The 15,006-nt window shown below is 36.2% G+C and carries 13 protein-coding genes and 14 tRNA genes; all 27 read right to left on the bottom strand.

The features are described from left to right. Window positions 1-169: 169 nt before the first annotated feature. Complete coding sequence (locus ACKTTZ_RS12525; RefSeq protein WP_407849082.1) at window positions 170-1,186, bottom strand: RNA ligase, Rnl2 family; 1,017 nt, start codon at window positions 1,184-1,186, stop codon at window positions 170-172. Between the two features lie 6 nt (window positions 1,187-1,192). Continuing rightward, a complete protein-coding gene (locus tag ACKTTZ_RS12520) occupies window positions 1,193-1,756 on the bottom strand; it encodes a DinB family protein (RefSeq protein ID WP_407849080.1) in 564 nt (187 codons plus the stop codon). Continuing rightward, window positions 1,756-2,127 (bottom strand): cyclic-phosphate processing receiver domain-containing protein, encoded by a 372-nt coding sequence (locus ACKTTZ_RS12515; RefSeq protein ID WP_407849078.1) that lies wholly within the window; start codon window positions 2,125-2,127, stop codon window positions 1,756-1,758. The genes ACKTTZ_RS12520 and ACKTTZ_RS12515 overlap by 1 nt, the downstream gene beginning before the upstream one ends. Window positions 2,128-2,186: 59 nt before the next feature. Next, on the bottom strand, window positions 2,187-2,672 hold the full coding sequence (locus ACKTTZ_RS12510; protein WP_034693776.1) for a ribonuclease H-like YkuK family protein: 486 nt from the start codon (window positions 2,670-2,672) through the stop codon (window positions 2,187-2,189). Window positions 2,673-2,798: 126 nt separating this feature from the next. Continuing rightward, window positions 2,799-2,869, bottom strand: a tRNA-Trp gene (locus ACKTTZ_RS12505). A gap of 8 nt (window positions 2,870-2,877) precedes the next feature. Further along, window positions 2,878-2,949: transfer RNA gene (locus tag ACKTTZ_RS12500), tRNA-Gln, on the bottom strand. 96 nt (window positions 2,950-3,045) lie between these two features. Then, window positions 3,046-3,118 (bottom strand) — tRNA-Phe (locus ACKTTZ_RS12495). Window positions 3,119-3,198: 80 nt separating this feature from the next. Beyond that, window positions 3,199-3,274: transfer RNA gene (locus tag ACKTTZ_RS12490), tRNA-Leu, on the bottom strand. 362 nt (window positions 3,275-3,636) lie between these two features. Then, window positions 3,637-3,708: transfer RNA gene (locus tag ACKTTZ_RS12485), tRNA-Glu, on the bottom strand. Window positions 3,709-3,785: 77 nt separating this feature from the next. Continuing rightward, a tRNA-Tyr gene (locus tag ACKTTZ_RS12480) sits at window positions 3,786-3,872 on the bottom strand. Window positions 3,873-4,351: 479 nt separating this feature from the next. Continuing rightward, window positions 4,352-4,423 (bottom strand) — tRNA-Asn (locus tag ACKTTZ_RS12475). Between the two features lie 4 nt (window positions 4,424-4,427). Then, window positions 4,428-4,501 (bottom strand) — tRNA-Ile (locus tag ACKTTZ_RS12470). Between the two features lie 5 nt (window positions 4,502-4,506). Further along, window positions 4,507-4,578 (bottom strand) — tRNA-Glu (locus tag ACKTTZ_RS12465). Window positions 4,579-4,584: 6 nt separating this feature from the next. Further along, window positions 4,585-4,656 (bottom strand) — tRNA-Pro (locus ACKTTZ_RS12460). 68 nt (window positions 4,657-4,724) lie between these two features. After that, window positions 4,725-4,798, bottom strand: a tRNA-Arg gene (locus ACKTTZ_RS12455). Between the two features lie 7 nt (window positions 4,799-4,805). Further along, window positions 4,806-4,879, bottom strand: a tRNA-Lys gene (locus ACKTTZ_RS12450). A 61-nt stretch (window positions 4,880-4,940) separates the two neighbouring features. Beyond that, window positions 4,941-5,014 (bottom strand) — tRNA-Arg (locus ACKTTZ_RS12445). 8 nt (window positions 5,015-5,022) lie between these two features. Beyond that, window positions 5,023-5,090: transfer RNA gene (locus ACKTTZ_RS12440), tRNA-His, on the bottom strand. Between the two features lie 576 nt (window positions 5,091-5,666). Then, window positions 5,667-5,795 (bottom strand): hypothetical protein, encoded by a 129-nt coding sequence (locus ACKTTZ_RS12435; protein WP_034693523.1) that lies wholly within the window; start codon window positions 5,793-5,795, stop codon window positions 5,667-5,669. 279 nt (window positions 5,796-6,074) lie between these two features. After that, complete coding sequence (locus ACKTTZ_RS12430; RefSeq protein ID WP_407849075.1) at window positions 6,075-7,103, bottom strand: hypothetical protein; 1,029 nt, start codon at window positions 7,101-7,103, stop codon at window positions 6,075-6,077. Then, complete coding sequence (locus ACKTTZ_RS12425; RefSeq protein WP_034693519.1) at window positions 7,090-8,784, bottom strand: hypothetical protein; 1,695 nt, start codon at window positions 8,782-8,784, stop codon at window positions 7,090-7,092. Before ACKTTZ_RS12425 ends, ACKTTZ_RS12430 begins: the two co-directional genes overlap by 14 nt. Beyond that, window positions 8,774-11,152: a hypothetical protein gene (locus ACKTTZ_RS12420; protein ID WP_407849073.1), complete on the bottom strand. Its 2,379-nt coding sequence runs from the start codon at window positions 11,150-11,152 to the stop codon at window positions 8,774-8,776. The genes ACKTTZ_RS12425 and ACKTTZ_RS12420 overlap by 11 nt, the downstream gene beginning before the upstream one ends. After that, window positions 11,143-11,886: a hypothetical protein gene (locus ACKTTZ_RS12415; protein ID WP_253316247.1), complete on the bottom strand. Its 744-nt coding sequence runs from the start codon at window positions 11,884-11,886 to the stop codon at window positions 11,143-11,145. Before ACKTTZ_RS12415 ends, ACKTTZ_RS12420 begins: the two co-directional genes overlap by 10 nt. Next, the gene (locus ACKTTZ_RS12410) at window positions 11,859-12,992 is read right to left on the bottom strand and encodes an AAA family ATPase (RefSeq protein ID WP_034693513.1); all 1,134 of its coding nucleotides are present in this window, start codon (window positions 12,990-12,992) and stop codon (window positions 11,859-11,861) included. Before ACKTTZ_RS12410 ends, ACKTTZ_RS12415 begins: the two co-directional genes overlap by 28 nt. A gap of 12 nt (window positions 12,993-13,004) precedes the next feature. Further along, on the bottom strand, window positions 13,005-13,586 hold the full coding sequence (locus ACKTTZ_RS12405) for a DUF4919 domain-containing protein (RefSeq protein WP_034693511.1): 582 nt from the start codon (window positions 13,584-13,586) through the stop codon (window positions 13,005-13,007). Beyond that, on the bottom strand, window positions 13,573-14,229 hold the full coding sequence (locus ACKTTZ_RS12400; protein WP_407849070.1) for a hypothetical protein: 657 nt from the start codon (window positions 14,227-14,229) through the stop codon (window positions 13,573-13,575). Before ACKTTZ_RS12400 ends, ACKTTZ_RS12405 begins: the two co-directional genes overlap by 14 nt. A 284-nt stretch (window positions 14,230-14,513) precedes the next feature. Beyond that, window positions 14,514-14,906: a VOC family protein gene (locus ACKTTZ_RS12395; protein ID WP_034693508.1), complete on the bottom strand. Its 393-nt coding sequence runs from the start codon at window positions 14,904-14,906 to the stop codon at window positions 14,514-14,516. Window positions 14,907-15,006 lie beyond the last annotated feature (100 nt).

Here is a 15,006-nt window from a genome sequence, read left to right as displayed (position 1 = left end):
AAACCACCCCGTCAAAAATTCTTTGAATTTTCGCCACCCCTCCAAAGGATGGGAATTTTTCACACTTTCATTAGTACTATTTTTTTTAATAAAATGAAGTGTTTTTCGTTCTTCTGACTTTGATGGATACTTATTATACATAAAAAAGTTTCGGTAAAATTTACCGAAACTATACTTTAAGAGTCATCAACTCTTCTTTTATAAAATCAATTACTAGAGAATTCAACTTTTTGTTGATCCTTTTCTGCTCTTCTTTTTCAATAGTTGCAAAAGCTGCCGGGAAGTCTTTCTGGAAATCCTCTAAAATATCCTGTGAAAAAAGACCAATTAGCTTACCTATCATTTTAGGTTCGAATTCGCCGATTTTGCTCACCACATTATTCAATCTGTTGACTGTAGCATATTTTTGTATTTCTTCCCAGATCTCCTGAGCTTTTTCGCTGAAATGAATCTGTTTCTGAACAGTTTTAGCCTCTTTTTTAACCATTTTGGACTTTTCTACCCATTTTTCATTCTTATTTTTCAGAATAATTCTGGCTCCGTTTCCAAAATATTTGGTTTTCAAAGTTTTTACGATGGTTCCTTCACACCTATTGTCTTCCAATTCAGGTAGCCCAAGCCAAGCCGGAATTTTTGAATTGAAAACATTAGGGAATTTCAAAGCTTCTTCAAGACTTCCCTGAAACAAAATTTTAGCATAGAAAAATCCTGTTTCTTCAAAAATCTGATTGACCACTTCTGTATCCAAATAGGTAATTCCATTCAGTTTAATATCGAAAGCGTAAAATTCGTTGTAAGGTGCATACTCAATACCTTTCTGTACTTTCACAGCATCTTTTACAGGTTCTACTTCTTTATGTTTGTATCCACCACCGAACAATTCACCGTAGATCACTACAGTTTCAACATCCGGATGGATGGTTTTCACTTTTTGAAACACTTCTATTACATTTTTTCTGTAGCGTTCCAACATCTGATGGGCATTGAAAAATTTCTCATCTTTTTCGATGAAAGCAGTTCTCTTCGCGATTTTAATTTCCTTTCCGTCGGTAAAGAAAGAGAAATTAGCTCCGTGAACTTTTTCCTGTACGATGAAAACCTCATCCCCAAAACCCTGCATCCTGATCTGTTCGATCACGCGGGCCTGGTAAGCATTTTCTATAGCGTTATATGTTTTGAAAATCATTTTGTTTTAGTTTTTAATCGTTTCTGATTCGTTTTTTCCCATCTGGGTAATGTGTCTTTGGGCATGGAGTGAAAGAAAATAAATATATTCATATACATTAATTTTCCCCAGTTCATTCACTGTCATTGTCGTTTTATACAAGAGTCCTTCCCCATTTTTCATTACTTCAAGATAGTGTAAGCATTGAAGATATTGCTGGTTAATTAAGTTTCGGATTTCATTCAAACTCAATTCTCCTTTCGGCTCCATATGTTCTGGTCTTATCCATTCAAAAGCACCATATTCACCTACTTTGTCAAAGTTTTCTTTATTGAAACTGTAGTTTTTTATTTCAGATTCCAGATCAAGATCCAAAGAATTCTTCATTGCTTTCTTTGAGCCTTTTTCGATAAGGATAAGCAGATAAAAATTCGTAAGATAAATGTGCTCTAAAATTTGCTGAACCGTCCAGCCTCCATTTGAAGGCTGATGATTCAACGTTTTTTTATCTTTTTCAAACCATCTGTCCACTTCACTAAATGTGAGTTTCAGATGTGTTTTTATATCTTCAATAAATCTAAAAATGTTCATTACAATTTTTTAAAGTTTTGCAGCAGGTTTAAGATATTTTCCTTTTCTACCGGATTCATAGAGTGGCAATGGAATTCCGGAAGGTCCAGATCATTGTCCATGCAATATTCTATCAGCCATTTGGCACAGTCGTATCCTGTTTTTTCAACAAATTCCTGAGAATCCTGTTTCAAATAATGCTCATCTGCCAAATCATGGTCAAAAGAGATCATTTCCGGAAGTCCTTTTTCCAAAATCCTGTTAACAAACTGCTCGTAATTCCGAACAATATGCCAGTCACTTCTGAGGAAAATATCCTGTTTCGTATAATGATAGACCTCAATCGGGTATCTTATATCATCCAGAAATAGTGATCTTTTTGTTTTTTCCATGATTTAAATTTTATTAATTCATCAAGCTTCCATCTCCCTACTTCCCGCTTCCTGCTTTATTACACCATCATATCAGCACAGTTGGAACTGGCGAAAGCAAAAGGTTTTGCTTTAAATACATACCCCATTCCGAGAATATATCCCATGGCATCTTTTAATGCTACGTTGGATTTAAAATCCGGATCGGTATTAATATCTGCGTGTACCTCCATTTCCACACCATAAGCATCCAACACAGAGCAGATCGCGTATGCAATTTCAACGGATTTGTTGACTTCATTCAGCATTCGCTCCTTGATACTGATACTCTGTATTTCTCTTTCTTTTCTGATAAAGGTAAACGCTCCTTTTCCCTCACGAATAAATACTACTGCTGTAGCATAGTTGATGGCATCTCCGTATACATGGGAGTCTGATCCCACACATACTTTCAGACGATGTCCGTTGGCCTGTTCGCGGAGGATGGCTTCTTCTACCAGCTGTGTGATAGAGTGTTGGAAAATTTTTCCATTCATATTCTGCCATGTTTGTTGTTGCGTTTCCATTTTTTCTACATGTTTTAAATTTTGTTTTAAATTAATTTGTGAATTGTGAATCGTCAATTCGTTTTACTGTCAATTTGTAAAGATTCATTTGCAAAGCAAAATTCACTATTGACTATTCATTTTTTGCACTCCGAACCGGACTCGAACCGATACCATCAGTTTTGGAGACTGAGATGCTGCCATTACACTATCAGAGTAAATACTGTTAATTCATCAGGACTCGAACCTAAACTCCAAGAATCAAAATCTTGTGTGCTGCCAATTACACTATGAATCAATTTCATGAGTAATAAGTAATTGGTAATGAGTAATATCAGAAATCAGTCAGGTATCAATGATTACTCATTGCTTATTACTTATCATTCATGTTTTACGGAACAGACAGGAATTGAACCTGTACCTTTAGTTTTTCAGACTAATGTGCAGACCTTCTACACCACTCTTCCGGATTTTATAAGTAATGAGTAATATGAAAATCTATGACTGGCATTATTACTCATTACTCATTATTTATTGCTTATATTTTTGGTACGGGAAGAGGGATTCGAACCCCCAAAAGCTTGATCCTAAATCAAGAGTGTCTACCATTCCACCATTCCCGCAGGTTTTTATAAGTAATGAGTAATTGGTAATTAGTAATATTTTCTATTTTCATTATTACTCATTGCTTATTACTTATGTCATGCTAGGTTTGAGAAAGCTCTGTCTGTTGATAAACTATGCCTGTTAGTGTTTGTAAAGATCTTCTACGCTTGACAAACCTTTCTCTTTTCCTAATTCTATTTTGTTTTAAAAAAGTAAAAGGCTGTCTGTTTTTATTGACTAAAGATCTTCTGCTCTCGACAGTCCTTTTTTCTCTTTTCTTCATTTTTTGTGTGAATGGTAACTGGCCAATTTTTTCAATAAAATCTGAACTTTCATGGTATTAATATCAATTCAATATTGACCAGCTATTCACATCCAGTACTCTATAAGGGAATCGAACCCTTGTTTTCTGCTCGAAAGGCAGGCGTCCTCACCGTTAGACGAATAGAGCATTAAGCCACTGACCAGGAATCGAACCTAAACAACAAGAGTACATTTCCTGCATGCTGCCATTACATTATCAATGGTTGGTGGAAATAGTAGGATTCGAACCTACTCAGCAATGAAGCAACAGATTTACAGTCTGCCCCGACTCTCCAACTTCGGCGTACTTCCGGATTTTTATGAGTAATAAGTAATTCCTCATTTTTCCTTTTAAAAAGAAAAGGTCTGTCTTTATATTGAATGTTTGAGTAAAGATCTTCTGCGCTCGACAGCCTTTTTCTTTTATTAATAAAGGATATTCTTTGCTATAGATGATAAAAGATTCTTATATCTCCTATAGTTTTTACATTGAGATGGTTATGGGATTCAAACCCACTCAGTTTACACAACGGTGTTGCAGACCGCCCCGACTCTTCCACTTCGGCGAACCATCAGATTAAAAAATAAAGTCTGTCTTCATTTGTTTGATATAAGAACTTCTGCGCTTGACAAACTTTATTTTACCTAAAAATTTATAAATGATATTCCTACTTTTAATGAATCTGGAGAGAAGAAAAGCCTGTCTCTATTTTTCGTGTTTGGCGTAAAGATCTTCTGCTCTCGACAAACTTTCACTTTTTCTCCTGAAACAATTAACAATTAGTTACCTGCGATTCTGGAAAGACTTGAACTTTCAACTTCCGGTTTAACAGACCGGTGCTCTGCCATTGAGCTACAAAATCATTGTAATTCCGGAAGGACTCGAACCTTCAACCTTCGGTGTATCAGACCGACACTCTAACCACTTGAGCTACGAAATCATTTGTATTCCATAAGGGAATCGAACCCTTGTCGTTCGGTAGAAAGCCGAATGCACTTACCTCTATGCTAATGGAACCAATTGTCTGGAAAGCAAGATTCGAACTTGCGGCCTCCCGCGTCCAAGACGGGTAAACAACCACCGTTATCTTTCCAGCTTTAGGGTTCATTTCTGTTTCTTTTCCGGGAGACAGCCGGATGGGAAAGTTTCCATGAACCTTTTTGTGATTCCGAGAGGATTCGAACCTCTAACCCTGGGTTTAGAAAACCCATGCTCTATCCAGTTGAGCTACGGAACCGTTTTTGTAACCCCAGAAAGATTTGAACTTTCAACCCCCGGTTTAAAAGACCGGTGCTCTAACCATTTGAGCTATGAGATTGTTTTGGTTTTGTGAATAATCAATTTGCTTGGCTTGCTAATTTCAAAATTCACATTCTTTGTAATCTCAGAAGGACTCGAACCTTCAACCTTCGGTGTCGTAAACCGACGCTCTATCCAATTGAGCCATGAGATTTTCTCCATTGGGTATCTCCGGGGATCGAACCCTGTTCTCCGGTTCCACAGACCGGCGCTTTACCAAATAAGCTAAAGAAACCATAAAAAAAAGCGCCTCTTTTCGGGAGGCGCTTCATATATTTAAACGTAAGAGATCATTAGCTGACCCACGTATATAAGCACCTTTTATCCACAATTCCACTTTCAAGAATACACGCAAAACCTGTCGGCTCCTGTCCGAATAGTCTTGAATATCGATTGAATATGTTGTGTAACTGTTTCATTTTATTTTTGTTTGTTTCTAAATTATTTTTAATTGAATCCTGAAAACCTGTTGCTTTCAATTTTCGGTTGCAAAGTAAATATGATTTTTTTTAACCTGCAAATAAATTTTCAAATTAAAATATTGATAATCAATCAATTACATGTTATTTTTAGAATAGAGAATTTCTGTCCGCAATATTTTGCAGATATCTTAATTACCTAAATGACTGTCTCTCACCGGGTTGCTTATCACTCTATTTTATCGTATTAAAGTTTCATTGTTTATTAAAAATTTTTCATGTTTATGGTTATTTTTTTTCATTCTAAATAATTTCTGACCTAAAAAACAAAAAACGCCTCGGTTTTCCGAGGCGTTTCTGTTGTATTTTGATTAATTTTTTACAAGTTTATAGTAAATAATTTCCAAAGTCAGCACATTTCGCCTCATTCCATATCACCTCATCACGTCCGAATAATCCTTTGTTAGAAGGACTTTCGCATAGTTCTGCATAGATATGTGCTCTTTGTATTGTCATAATTTTCTGGTGCAAAGATAAATCTTTTTTAGTATTATTTTATAATATTCACAATTTGGGGAAGGTTTTCGGCACGCAAAGGCTCAAGAAAATTGCAGTAACGTTAATTTTTAACGCCTTTGCTATTTTCCAACAAAACAGAATTGCCATGCTATCTTCAACGCAATGTTTTAATTTCAGGAGTTTCTTATTTTTAGGGAGCTATGAAGAATCAATTAAAAATTGATTTGATGAAGCAGAAGTTTTATTTATTTTTTAATTGATTCAATCTTTAAATATTTAGTTCCTGAACATTTTGTTTCTTCCTGTTTTGAATCTTGAAATATCTTTCAGAATCACTTCATCATTGGGGTTGAAAAATTTCAGTTCATTAACAATTTCAGAACGGGTGTTTACTTTTTCAGCAATAATTTCATAGGCTATATTTCTTGTTACAGCATGCAGCTCTTGAGATTTTTTAAATTCATATTTCATAGCATCCAGATAAGTAATCTTTTTATTGGCTGGAGTTTTTTCATATAAATTCAGAATTTCTGATTCCAGTTTTTTAATGTCAAAGATATTGGCGAAGTAGTTATTCAAACAATTGAAAGCGTCTTTATCTTCTTCCCATCCTTTTAACAGTACTTCCTGAGCATCTTCTGTTTTTTCCATCTTTTTGCGGTACACTAAAGAAGCTTTTACCATCTGGCTGTTTTTCACATAATCATCCGCTACTATCTGATAATAATAATGGGCATTTCTGAGATCGTTGATTTCTTTATAAAGATCTCCTACTTTTTCTTTCTGCTCCATTTCTTTGTAAAGATCAATGGCTTTCTTATGTTGTTTGGCTTTTTCATAGCAGGCTGCAGCATCGGATTTATTGTTGAGTTTTTTAAGGTATACAACAGCTGCTTCATTGTAGAATCCCCCATTTTCCAATGTTTTTGCTCCCCTGTAGTTATCCTGCAAAAGATTCATATAAACTCTTGCTGCTTTTTTATAGTCTTTTTCGGCGATGTATTTTTCGGCAAGTTCTTCATATTTGCTTCTGATTCTGTCAAAGAGTGAATTTTCCAGATAGAAACTGCTACTTCCGCTGCCTTTTCTTCCTGATGAATTCCTGTTGTTTTGCTCCTTATCTTTTAAAGAAGTGATCACAAGAAGAATGATGAAGGCTACAATTAAGAAAATTCCCAATGTTCCCAGTACGCTCCAGAAACTTTCATGGAATAACTGAGCTACAATTCCGACAACCTTGAACATGGCCAGCAGCACGAATGCTGCTATAAATTTGTCTATAAATTTCTGTCTATTCATCATCATCGGAGTTTAAAATGGTTTTATCTTCTCTAAACAGACGGTAAAGGAGTAACAACACGCAAATTACCAGAACCCATACAAACCAGTTGTATCCAAACATTTTTACCAACGGGTAAAATAAATACACCAGCATGGCTACAAGAATTGCTATTAAAACAAACTTTACCCAGCCGGGTACATTGTCTCCACCAAGGTTTAACGATTTATTTTTAAACAGGAATGAGTACAATCCTACTCCGGCAATCATCAGGATTACCATATACAGAATATCTGAAACGGGAGCTTCTTTTTCTAAAGGAGTTCCTTCTGAACCCACTCCTTTTACTTTAGATTTGTCGATTGAAGCAGAAGAAGGATCTACGATATCCAGTGTACCGTAAAGTTTCCCTAATGAATCAGCCATCAATGCCTTTTTCTTTTTCAGAAGATATTTTACAACATCACCATTCACCGGTTTTCCTTTGGTGTATTGCTTTAGAGAATCTGAAATTTTACGTTTCAGGTTTTCAGTTTTTTGTTCAAGATGTTTTGTAATTTTTTGGGTGTAAATGGTTTTGAGGGAATCTCTGCTTTGTTTTTCATTATTAACAAGCTTTTCGATATCTCTTCCTATTTCACTTACATCTCTTCCACCGCCTTTCTTATAATTTTCTTTGTCTTCTTTCGTTTTTGATTCTATAATTCCTGCATGAATAAGCTCTTTGGATAATCCCTTTCTCTGCTGGTGATACATTGAATCTATTTTAAGATCAATTTCCGAAGTTCCGGACTGGAAAGCAATCATATCTGAAGGTGCTTTTACCGCATTGTTTGCTATCTTTCCTGAAGAAGGAGTGTCTTCTTTCTGTTCAGCATTATTTTTATCTGAAGGTAATGCAATCTTTAAAACGATCGCTGCAATAATAACTGCCCAAAATACTCTGCGAAAATTTCGGGTTCCTGCACTCTCCTTTTTACCTCCTGCACCACCAAATAATCCTTCCAGCCAGGTAAATTTACCAAATCCATCTCCTCTCGAAGTTCCCATAACATCGAGAGAAACGCCCAATTCTACAGCTCTTTCAGGATATTTCTCAATATATTTTAAATATTTCTCTATTTCTTTTTTATTTCCGGCCATTACTTTTTTAAGATCAAATGGCAGGTCGTTCATCCATTCTTCTTCGGTTTGTTTGGGCTGTAATGCTTCCATTACTTTTTCATCATCCATTTCAACCGTGTAGCTTTCAATCTTTTGAGGGATTGAAACTCCGTTCAGTGGTTTTCTGATGGTTTCATTTATGGTTTCCGGCTGTTGAATTAATGAAATCCAGTCGATTTCTTCTGAGAGTTTTACCAATCCGAATTCGGGATGCATAATCAGAAAACGAGAATCAAGCTGTACCCAATCTTCAGGATTTATTTTGGGATAAAAGGTTGTATTTTCAGGGATGAAAAGTCTGTCATCCACCTTTTGAAAGTAGCTATTTCGTCCTATTTCCTGTGGAACATGGTCATCAAAAATAAGAAAACATCCATACAGCACATTGGGGCTGTCTGCCGGAATAGCATAAGATTTAACCTGGTGTAAATTAATTCCAAGGACTTCCATTTCCTGAAGCCATACCACAGGCGAAGAACCTTTGATCAAAAGTCCTTTTTTGGGATAGTTATTTTTCGGGAAAGGTTTTATTCTAAGCTCCATAATCCAAAATCTGTTCTATAAACGGTTTTAAAAACCTGTCGCACATATCATCCATTGTTCTTACTTTCAACAAGGCATGTTCCGGAAGATAATATTCTGACCCTCCGAATTCGGTATAGGTAGCCAATGAAAGAAAACCACCCAGTGTAGAAGGAATAAAGAATTCTTCAATACTTTTGTTACTGCTTCGGAAAGTCAGCATTCCCCGGGAATCGGTAATGATTTCACTTCCGTCAGGGAATGTAAATTTATTTTTATTCTGTTCTGCAAAAATTTTGATATCAAATTTATTTTTGGAAAAGTCCAGTGTATTTTCCGAGGCACTGTATAATTCATTTCCGGAAATAACGAGGTTTTCATACTTGTTGATTCCTATTTTATTGAAATTATTGATCACCTTCAATCCACTTCCCTTCAGTTTAGCAACTTCCGCTTCTGCTTTTATATTATTTTTTTCAAATTCTTTATCCTTTCCGGTAATAGGCTCTACCGAAATGTTCCCATCAATATTTATTTTATAATGAGTAACGTTATCCGGATGATGGAGATAAAAATTCCGTCCAAAATAAATCAATCTGTAAGATTCCGGAATATTCATCCCGGTAAGGTTCTGGTCAGAATATTCTCCGGTATTAAGATTAAGTTTTAAAATAAGTTTCTGCTCAGGATGGTACTGACACAGAATAAAGTGCTGCTGTTTGTTTTTTGCTAAGGCAAACTGTCCTTTTGGTTTTATAGAAATTTTATCAAACAAAACTTCACAGCCATGATATGTTTTATAATAATCGTAGGAATGTCTGTCGTAATAATTATCAGAAAGGTAAGTTTTCAGTAATTGCTTTTTTGAACTCAAGATGAAAAATTCCCCTTCATATAAGAACTTAGCGATCTTATTAACAGGCGTTGGAAATAGAATCGGATAGTTTTGTGGAAGATCCGTTTTCTTTCCGTTGAAGTTCTGGGTGGATTGTTTTTGCTGCGGCGGATTGGCCCACAGCTCCTGCAATGGAAGTTTTATTTTCTGGATATGCTTTCTTGCTCCTTTGTGATGTTTGTAAAAATTAATTTCACCATCTGAAGCGGTTGTTACCAAAAACTTCAATTTATCCCTATTCTGATGTACAACCCGCTGAATTTCCTCATCAGCCATATTATCCTGATGGGTAATGAAGAAAACTTCAATATCTTTTTCTGAATGATGTTCGTTAAAAAACTTCTCCAATGCTTCCGAAACTTCCAGAACCGGACTTACCTGGTTAAGGTTTTCCACCACTTCTTCCACTTTATTCAGCGAAATCGGAATTGCTGCCTGCCCTAAAGCAAGAACTTTACATTCAGAATGGGCTTTGGGATGTTTAATAACAGCTATTGCAGAGGCATAAGCCAATACCTTTGGTGTTCCCCAGTTTCTAAGGGAAGTATCAATCAGGATAATTCTTTCAAAAATATTTTCTTCGGGTGGAATTTCTCTTTGAATATAAAGTGCTTCGTTATTGGCAACACGATTCATAAAGACATCATCTTCATTGGCAAATTCGGAAAGAAGCATCCTGTGAAAATCGCCTTTGTTGGTCATATCAGAAATGCCTCCGATAGGCTGCTCTCCAGGAGAAAGATGACGCATTGGAATTTTCAAACCACTCCAGATTCTCTTGATAAGGCTTCCCACCTGAAAAGTCTTTGGTTCATCAATTAATTCTTTGATAAAATCTTTACCGGAATCTGCAGTTGTCTCTTCTTCTACCACCTCATCATCCAGTTCCGGCTCATGAATCAGTCCTTTCATGGCATCAATGATGGATTGTACCGTAGGAAATTTTTCGTTCAGATTCAAAGCACTTAAATCTTTGTTTAAAGCTGATGAACCTTCATCATGTTTTTCTGCACTGGAAGCAAGTTCATGTGGTCTTTTATAATAAAATCTTAAAAAACCATCGGAAAGACTTGGAGACAATCTGTTGTGTCCGTTTTCAAAAAGAGTCTGCAGCAGTACAATTCTGTTCTGTCTTTGTTTATAAGTTTTGGGAAGTGATTTTATTTTTTCAAGAAATTCAATTTGTTTTTCCACACTGAATTCAAAATCCTCTCCGCTATAAAACTCTGCTGTGCGTCTTAATGGACCTGCAAAATCTGTATAGCCATCCTGCATTGCATATAAAACCATAAGCAATGCTCCGAACGGAGGCCATCCCACGGGCTGAAGATAATTCAAAATCTCCATTACATAAGGTCTGTAAGCAATGGCTCCCACTCCCGGTACCGAGAGGAGATTGTTGTCATGATAACCGGAATCTCTGGGAACATCTTCATCTGTTTTCCATTCCCAAAAGTAATTTTCGTAGGACTGGAAATACGTTTTTAATTCCATTCTCTTGATTTTTCAGTAAGACGGAATGAGCTCACGGACAATGGACGGAAATCGGCATCTTTTATTAAAATACAGTCCCCATTTTCATCCCATAAAAGCCATCCTTCCTGCTCTTTATTATATTTCTGCTGCAACAATGGGCTTACATTTTTAAATTCAAAATCCAGACCGGCTGGCAGTAAATGTCTGTCTTTGGTCCAATAGGTTTTTCCGGGAAAGCTGAGTAAAGGAATTCCTACAAACAGGGCTTTATCTCCCAGCAAAGTCCATTGTATTTTTTCAAGTTTAAATTTTGGCAATGCTACCATACGGTCTTTAATATCAGCAATATTACAGAGTAAAGCGATGGCCGGCTGTTCTTCATTACTTTCTTTTAGTTGTATCTGAACCTGTTCATGAATCCCAAAATAGTTTTGGTTCGAAGGGGGAAGACTAAGCTGCAATGCTTTATCTATAGGAATCCAAAGCAGTGCTGTTCTCATCTTTTTACTGGGAACCAAAGCCTCTTTTCTGAATAAAAGCCCATCACGAAGTTCATATAAAATAAAGTCTGGCAATTGTTGTATTTCTGAGGCTGTCGCCTGTTCTTCGGTAAAACCTTTCAGCCAGATCGTTTCATCCTCTACAGCAATCTGAATATTCTTCCAGTCTCTGATTGAGCCCAGAAAATCTTCATCAGCACGGGGAATTTCCGCCCAGAATTCTTTTAAACGCTTTGAAGAATCTTCTGCCATAAGCTTTCAATTTCTTGCTGGATATACTGCTTCTGTTCCGGATTTCTGATCCAGTCACAACGGGTCTGTAAATATCTCAGTTTATCTTTTATTACATTCTGTTCTTCAAAACTCAATGTTCCTCCATTCCATTTTTCTACAAGAATTTTCACATCTTTCATGACTTCCTCAGGATTGGGAGTTTTGTTTTGCATGGCCTGTGGATGGGAATCCGGATGATCATCTTTCTCAATGGTCCTGTTGATAATTCCTTCCAGAATTTCGATCTGTTCTTCGGTATCCCAGATATGCTTCAACACCCACAAATCAGAAAGTACGGCTTCTTTTCTTCCACAGATCAGGGCGCTTGCGGCAATCAGATTCTGAAGTTTCACCGCTCTACGGTCTGAAATGGCAATCCCTGTATTTCTGAGGCTCATGATTGTGTTCAGATAGACTTCATAAATGGGTTTAAGATCTATGGTTCTACACAGTTTTTGTAATTGTCTGATTTCGTCAGCATGAATTTCCGGAACTTCCGTTTCTTCTTCGTTTTCCAGTTTTCTTCCGGCCAAAAGTACCTGTTGTAAGAGTTCGGGATTGACATAGTCTACGTTAATTCTTACCAGAAAACGGTCAAATAATGCATTCAATGCTTCATCTTCCGGAAGAACGTTACTTGCTCCTACAAACATCAGTGCAGGAAGGTGTTTGGTTTCTTTTCCTCTTTTAAATATTTTTTCGTTGAGTGCCGTCAGAAGGGAATTCAAAATTGCCGAGTTCGCATTGAAAATCTCATCCAGGAAAACCATGGAAGCTTCGGGCATCATTCCTTCTGTATTGGTCAGAAGCTCTCCTTCCTTCAGTTTTCTGATATCAAAAGGTCCGAAAATCTCGTTCGGTTCTGTAAAACGGGTAAGTAAATATTCAAAGTTTTTTCCGTCTTTCACTGTTTTGGCCAATGTTCTGACAATCGCAGATTTTGCTGTACCCGGAGGTCCGTATAAAAATGCATTTTCTCTTGCCAACAGGCATATTCCCAACAGATCTACGACATCATTTTTACCTACAAAAGTATCTTTTACGTAGTTAAGGACTGTATTAAGCTGATTTATATTCTGGTTCATTGATTTTAAAAATTAAAATTTCCACCACTTTTTCTTCGGGTTTTTCTCTTCGTCTTTATTTTCTGCCTGTTCATTTCTTTTACTGAATGAAAAAGCCAGTCTCTGATAAGGCACTTTGATATCGAAATACAGCTGTGTTCCGTCATCCAGTGTAAGGGCATCCATGATTTTATCTCCATCCTTGACCAGACTTTGTGAAACATCCTGTTTATTGAGGTGATGCCTGATCAGATCTCTTTCGTCGGAAATTCTTGTGATCATATAAGGAGAATCTTGGGTTCCGTCTCCTGTTTTTTCAAGGCATTCAAAAATAAGCTGTGCTATGGTCATTTCAATATTCCTTCCTTTTTCATCACCCAGCTCTTTGTAAGCAAAATATTTACAGATATGCGCTCTTGGACTCAGTAAAATATTGACGTTGACATATTGTATAACCTCTTCAAATTTACTTTCATTCAGTAAATCCTGCATGTTTTCAATATCTTCGGAATAGGGATCATATTCCGGATTATTGATCACCAGTTCACGGCATTTCAGGAATGTTTCTTTTGTAGGATCGGTTAAAAATTCAAATACTTTCTCATACGTTTTCATTGTGGTCTTCGGTTGTAGTTTTTAGTTCTCGCCAGAATGCATCTTTGTGCATTCCGAATTCGGCTATTAGTTGTTTATTAATGAACGGAATTTCCGCCAGTTTATAATCTCTTTTTTCAACAATTCTTTCCAGATAGAGTTTTCTGTATGTATTGTCTTTCAGTTCTTCTGTCCAGTTCACGTTCTTCAGATCAAGATCATACCCAATTCCGGAATAATGAAACTGTGTCAGAATATTTTCAAGTAGGACAATCAGTGGATCTTCAGGATCAACTGTATTTAAGGCAACTATTACCTGTGGCAAAAATCTCAGGGATAAATCTGCAGATAAGATAGAAGGAATATCCCGTGTTCCTTTGAATTGGGGAATAAGCTTGTCAATGTTTTTTTCTGTATTTTCTCTAATGAGATAAAGCTGTACACTATGGTAGAACAATTTGGCAGCCCAAACAGCGGTTTCTTTATTGCAGGTTAATCGATCTGACAAAAACTCAAGTCTTTCTTTTTCGAATTCAGTTTCAAAATAATCTCCAGCTTCCGCCTCTTCCTGAGGGGAAATTTGCTGTAAGTTTGAAAAAAGAGTAATACATTCTTCTTTACGAAGCAAAAAGATCGTGTCTAAAAACGGTGACTTGGTTTCCATGATCTAACAAAAATAAAATTATTTCGTTGAGAATAAAATTTTTATGAAGAAGATTCTTGTTAAATATGGATTCTTTGGATTAATTATAAGGTTGGAAGGCGCAAAGGTTTATTAGTATTTTGTTGTTTTTAAGGCATGAGAACATTTCGACTTCGCTCAATGTGAGATTTTCAGCAAAATAAATCTTACAATCTAAACCTTATAGGTTTTAAAACCTATAAGGTTTGAAATTACGTATTCATTACTATAAAGATTGCTTCGTTGCTAAAGCTTCTCGCAATGACTTACTGTGATACAATTTCAATGATATTATTTTCGGGATCAAGGATCACGCTTTCGTAATATCCGTCTCCAGTTGTACGTGGTTCTCCTGCCACTTTATATCCATCTTTTCTCAGTATTTCTGTAAGTTCGTCTACTTTTTGTTTATTGTCTACAGAAAATGCAAGATGAATAATTCCATACTGCTGGGATTCGTAAGAATTTTCACTTTCTTTGATATCCGGTCTGGTCATGATTTCAAGACGGCAGCCATTCTCAAAGCTTAAAAAATAGGATTGAAAATTTTTAACAGGATTATGATATTTTTCATTGGAAACCGCTCCGAAATATCTCTGATAAAATGCTCTGGATTTTTCAAGATCTTTAACCCAAATGGCAATATGTTCGATTTTCATTTTTAAAATTTTAAATGTTTTTCTTCTGCAAAAGTAGCCGGACTACTTTCACGATGCCTGCTCTACGTTATTATTTTGTTGTTCTGTATTTACAAGGTTA

Source organism: Chryseobacterium sp. KCF3-3, assembly GCF_045865955.1.
GTDB lineage: Bacteria > Bacteroidota > Bacteroidia > Flavobacteriales > Weeksellaceae > Chryseobacterium.
Note: the sequence above shows the minus strand (reverse complement) of the source record. Positions and strands in the feature narration are given on the sequence as shown.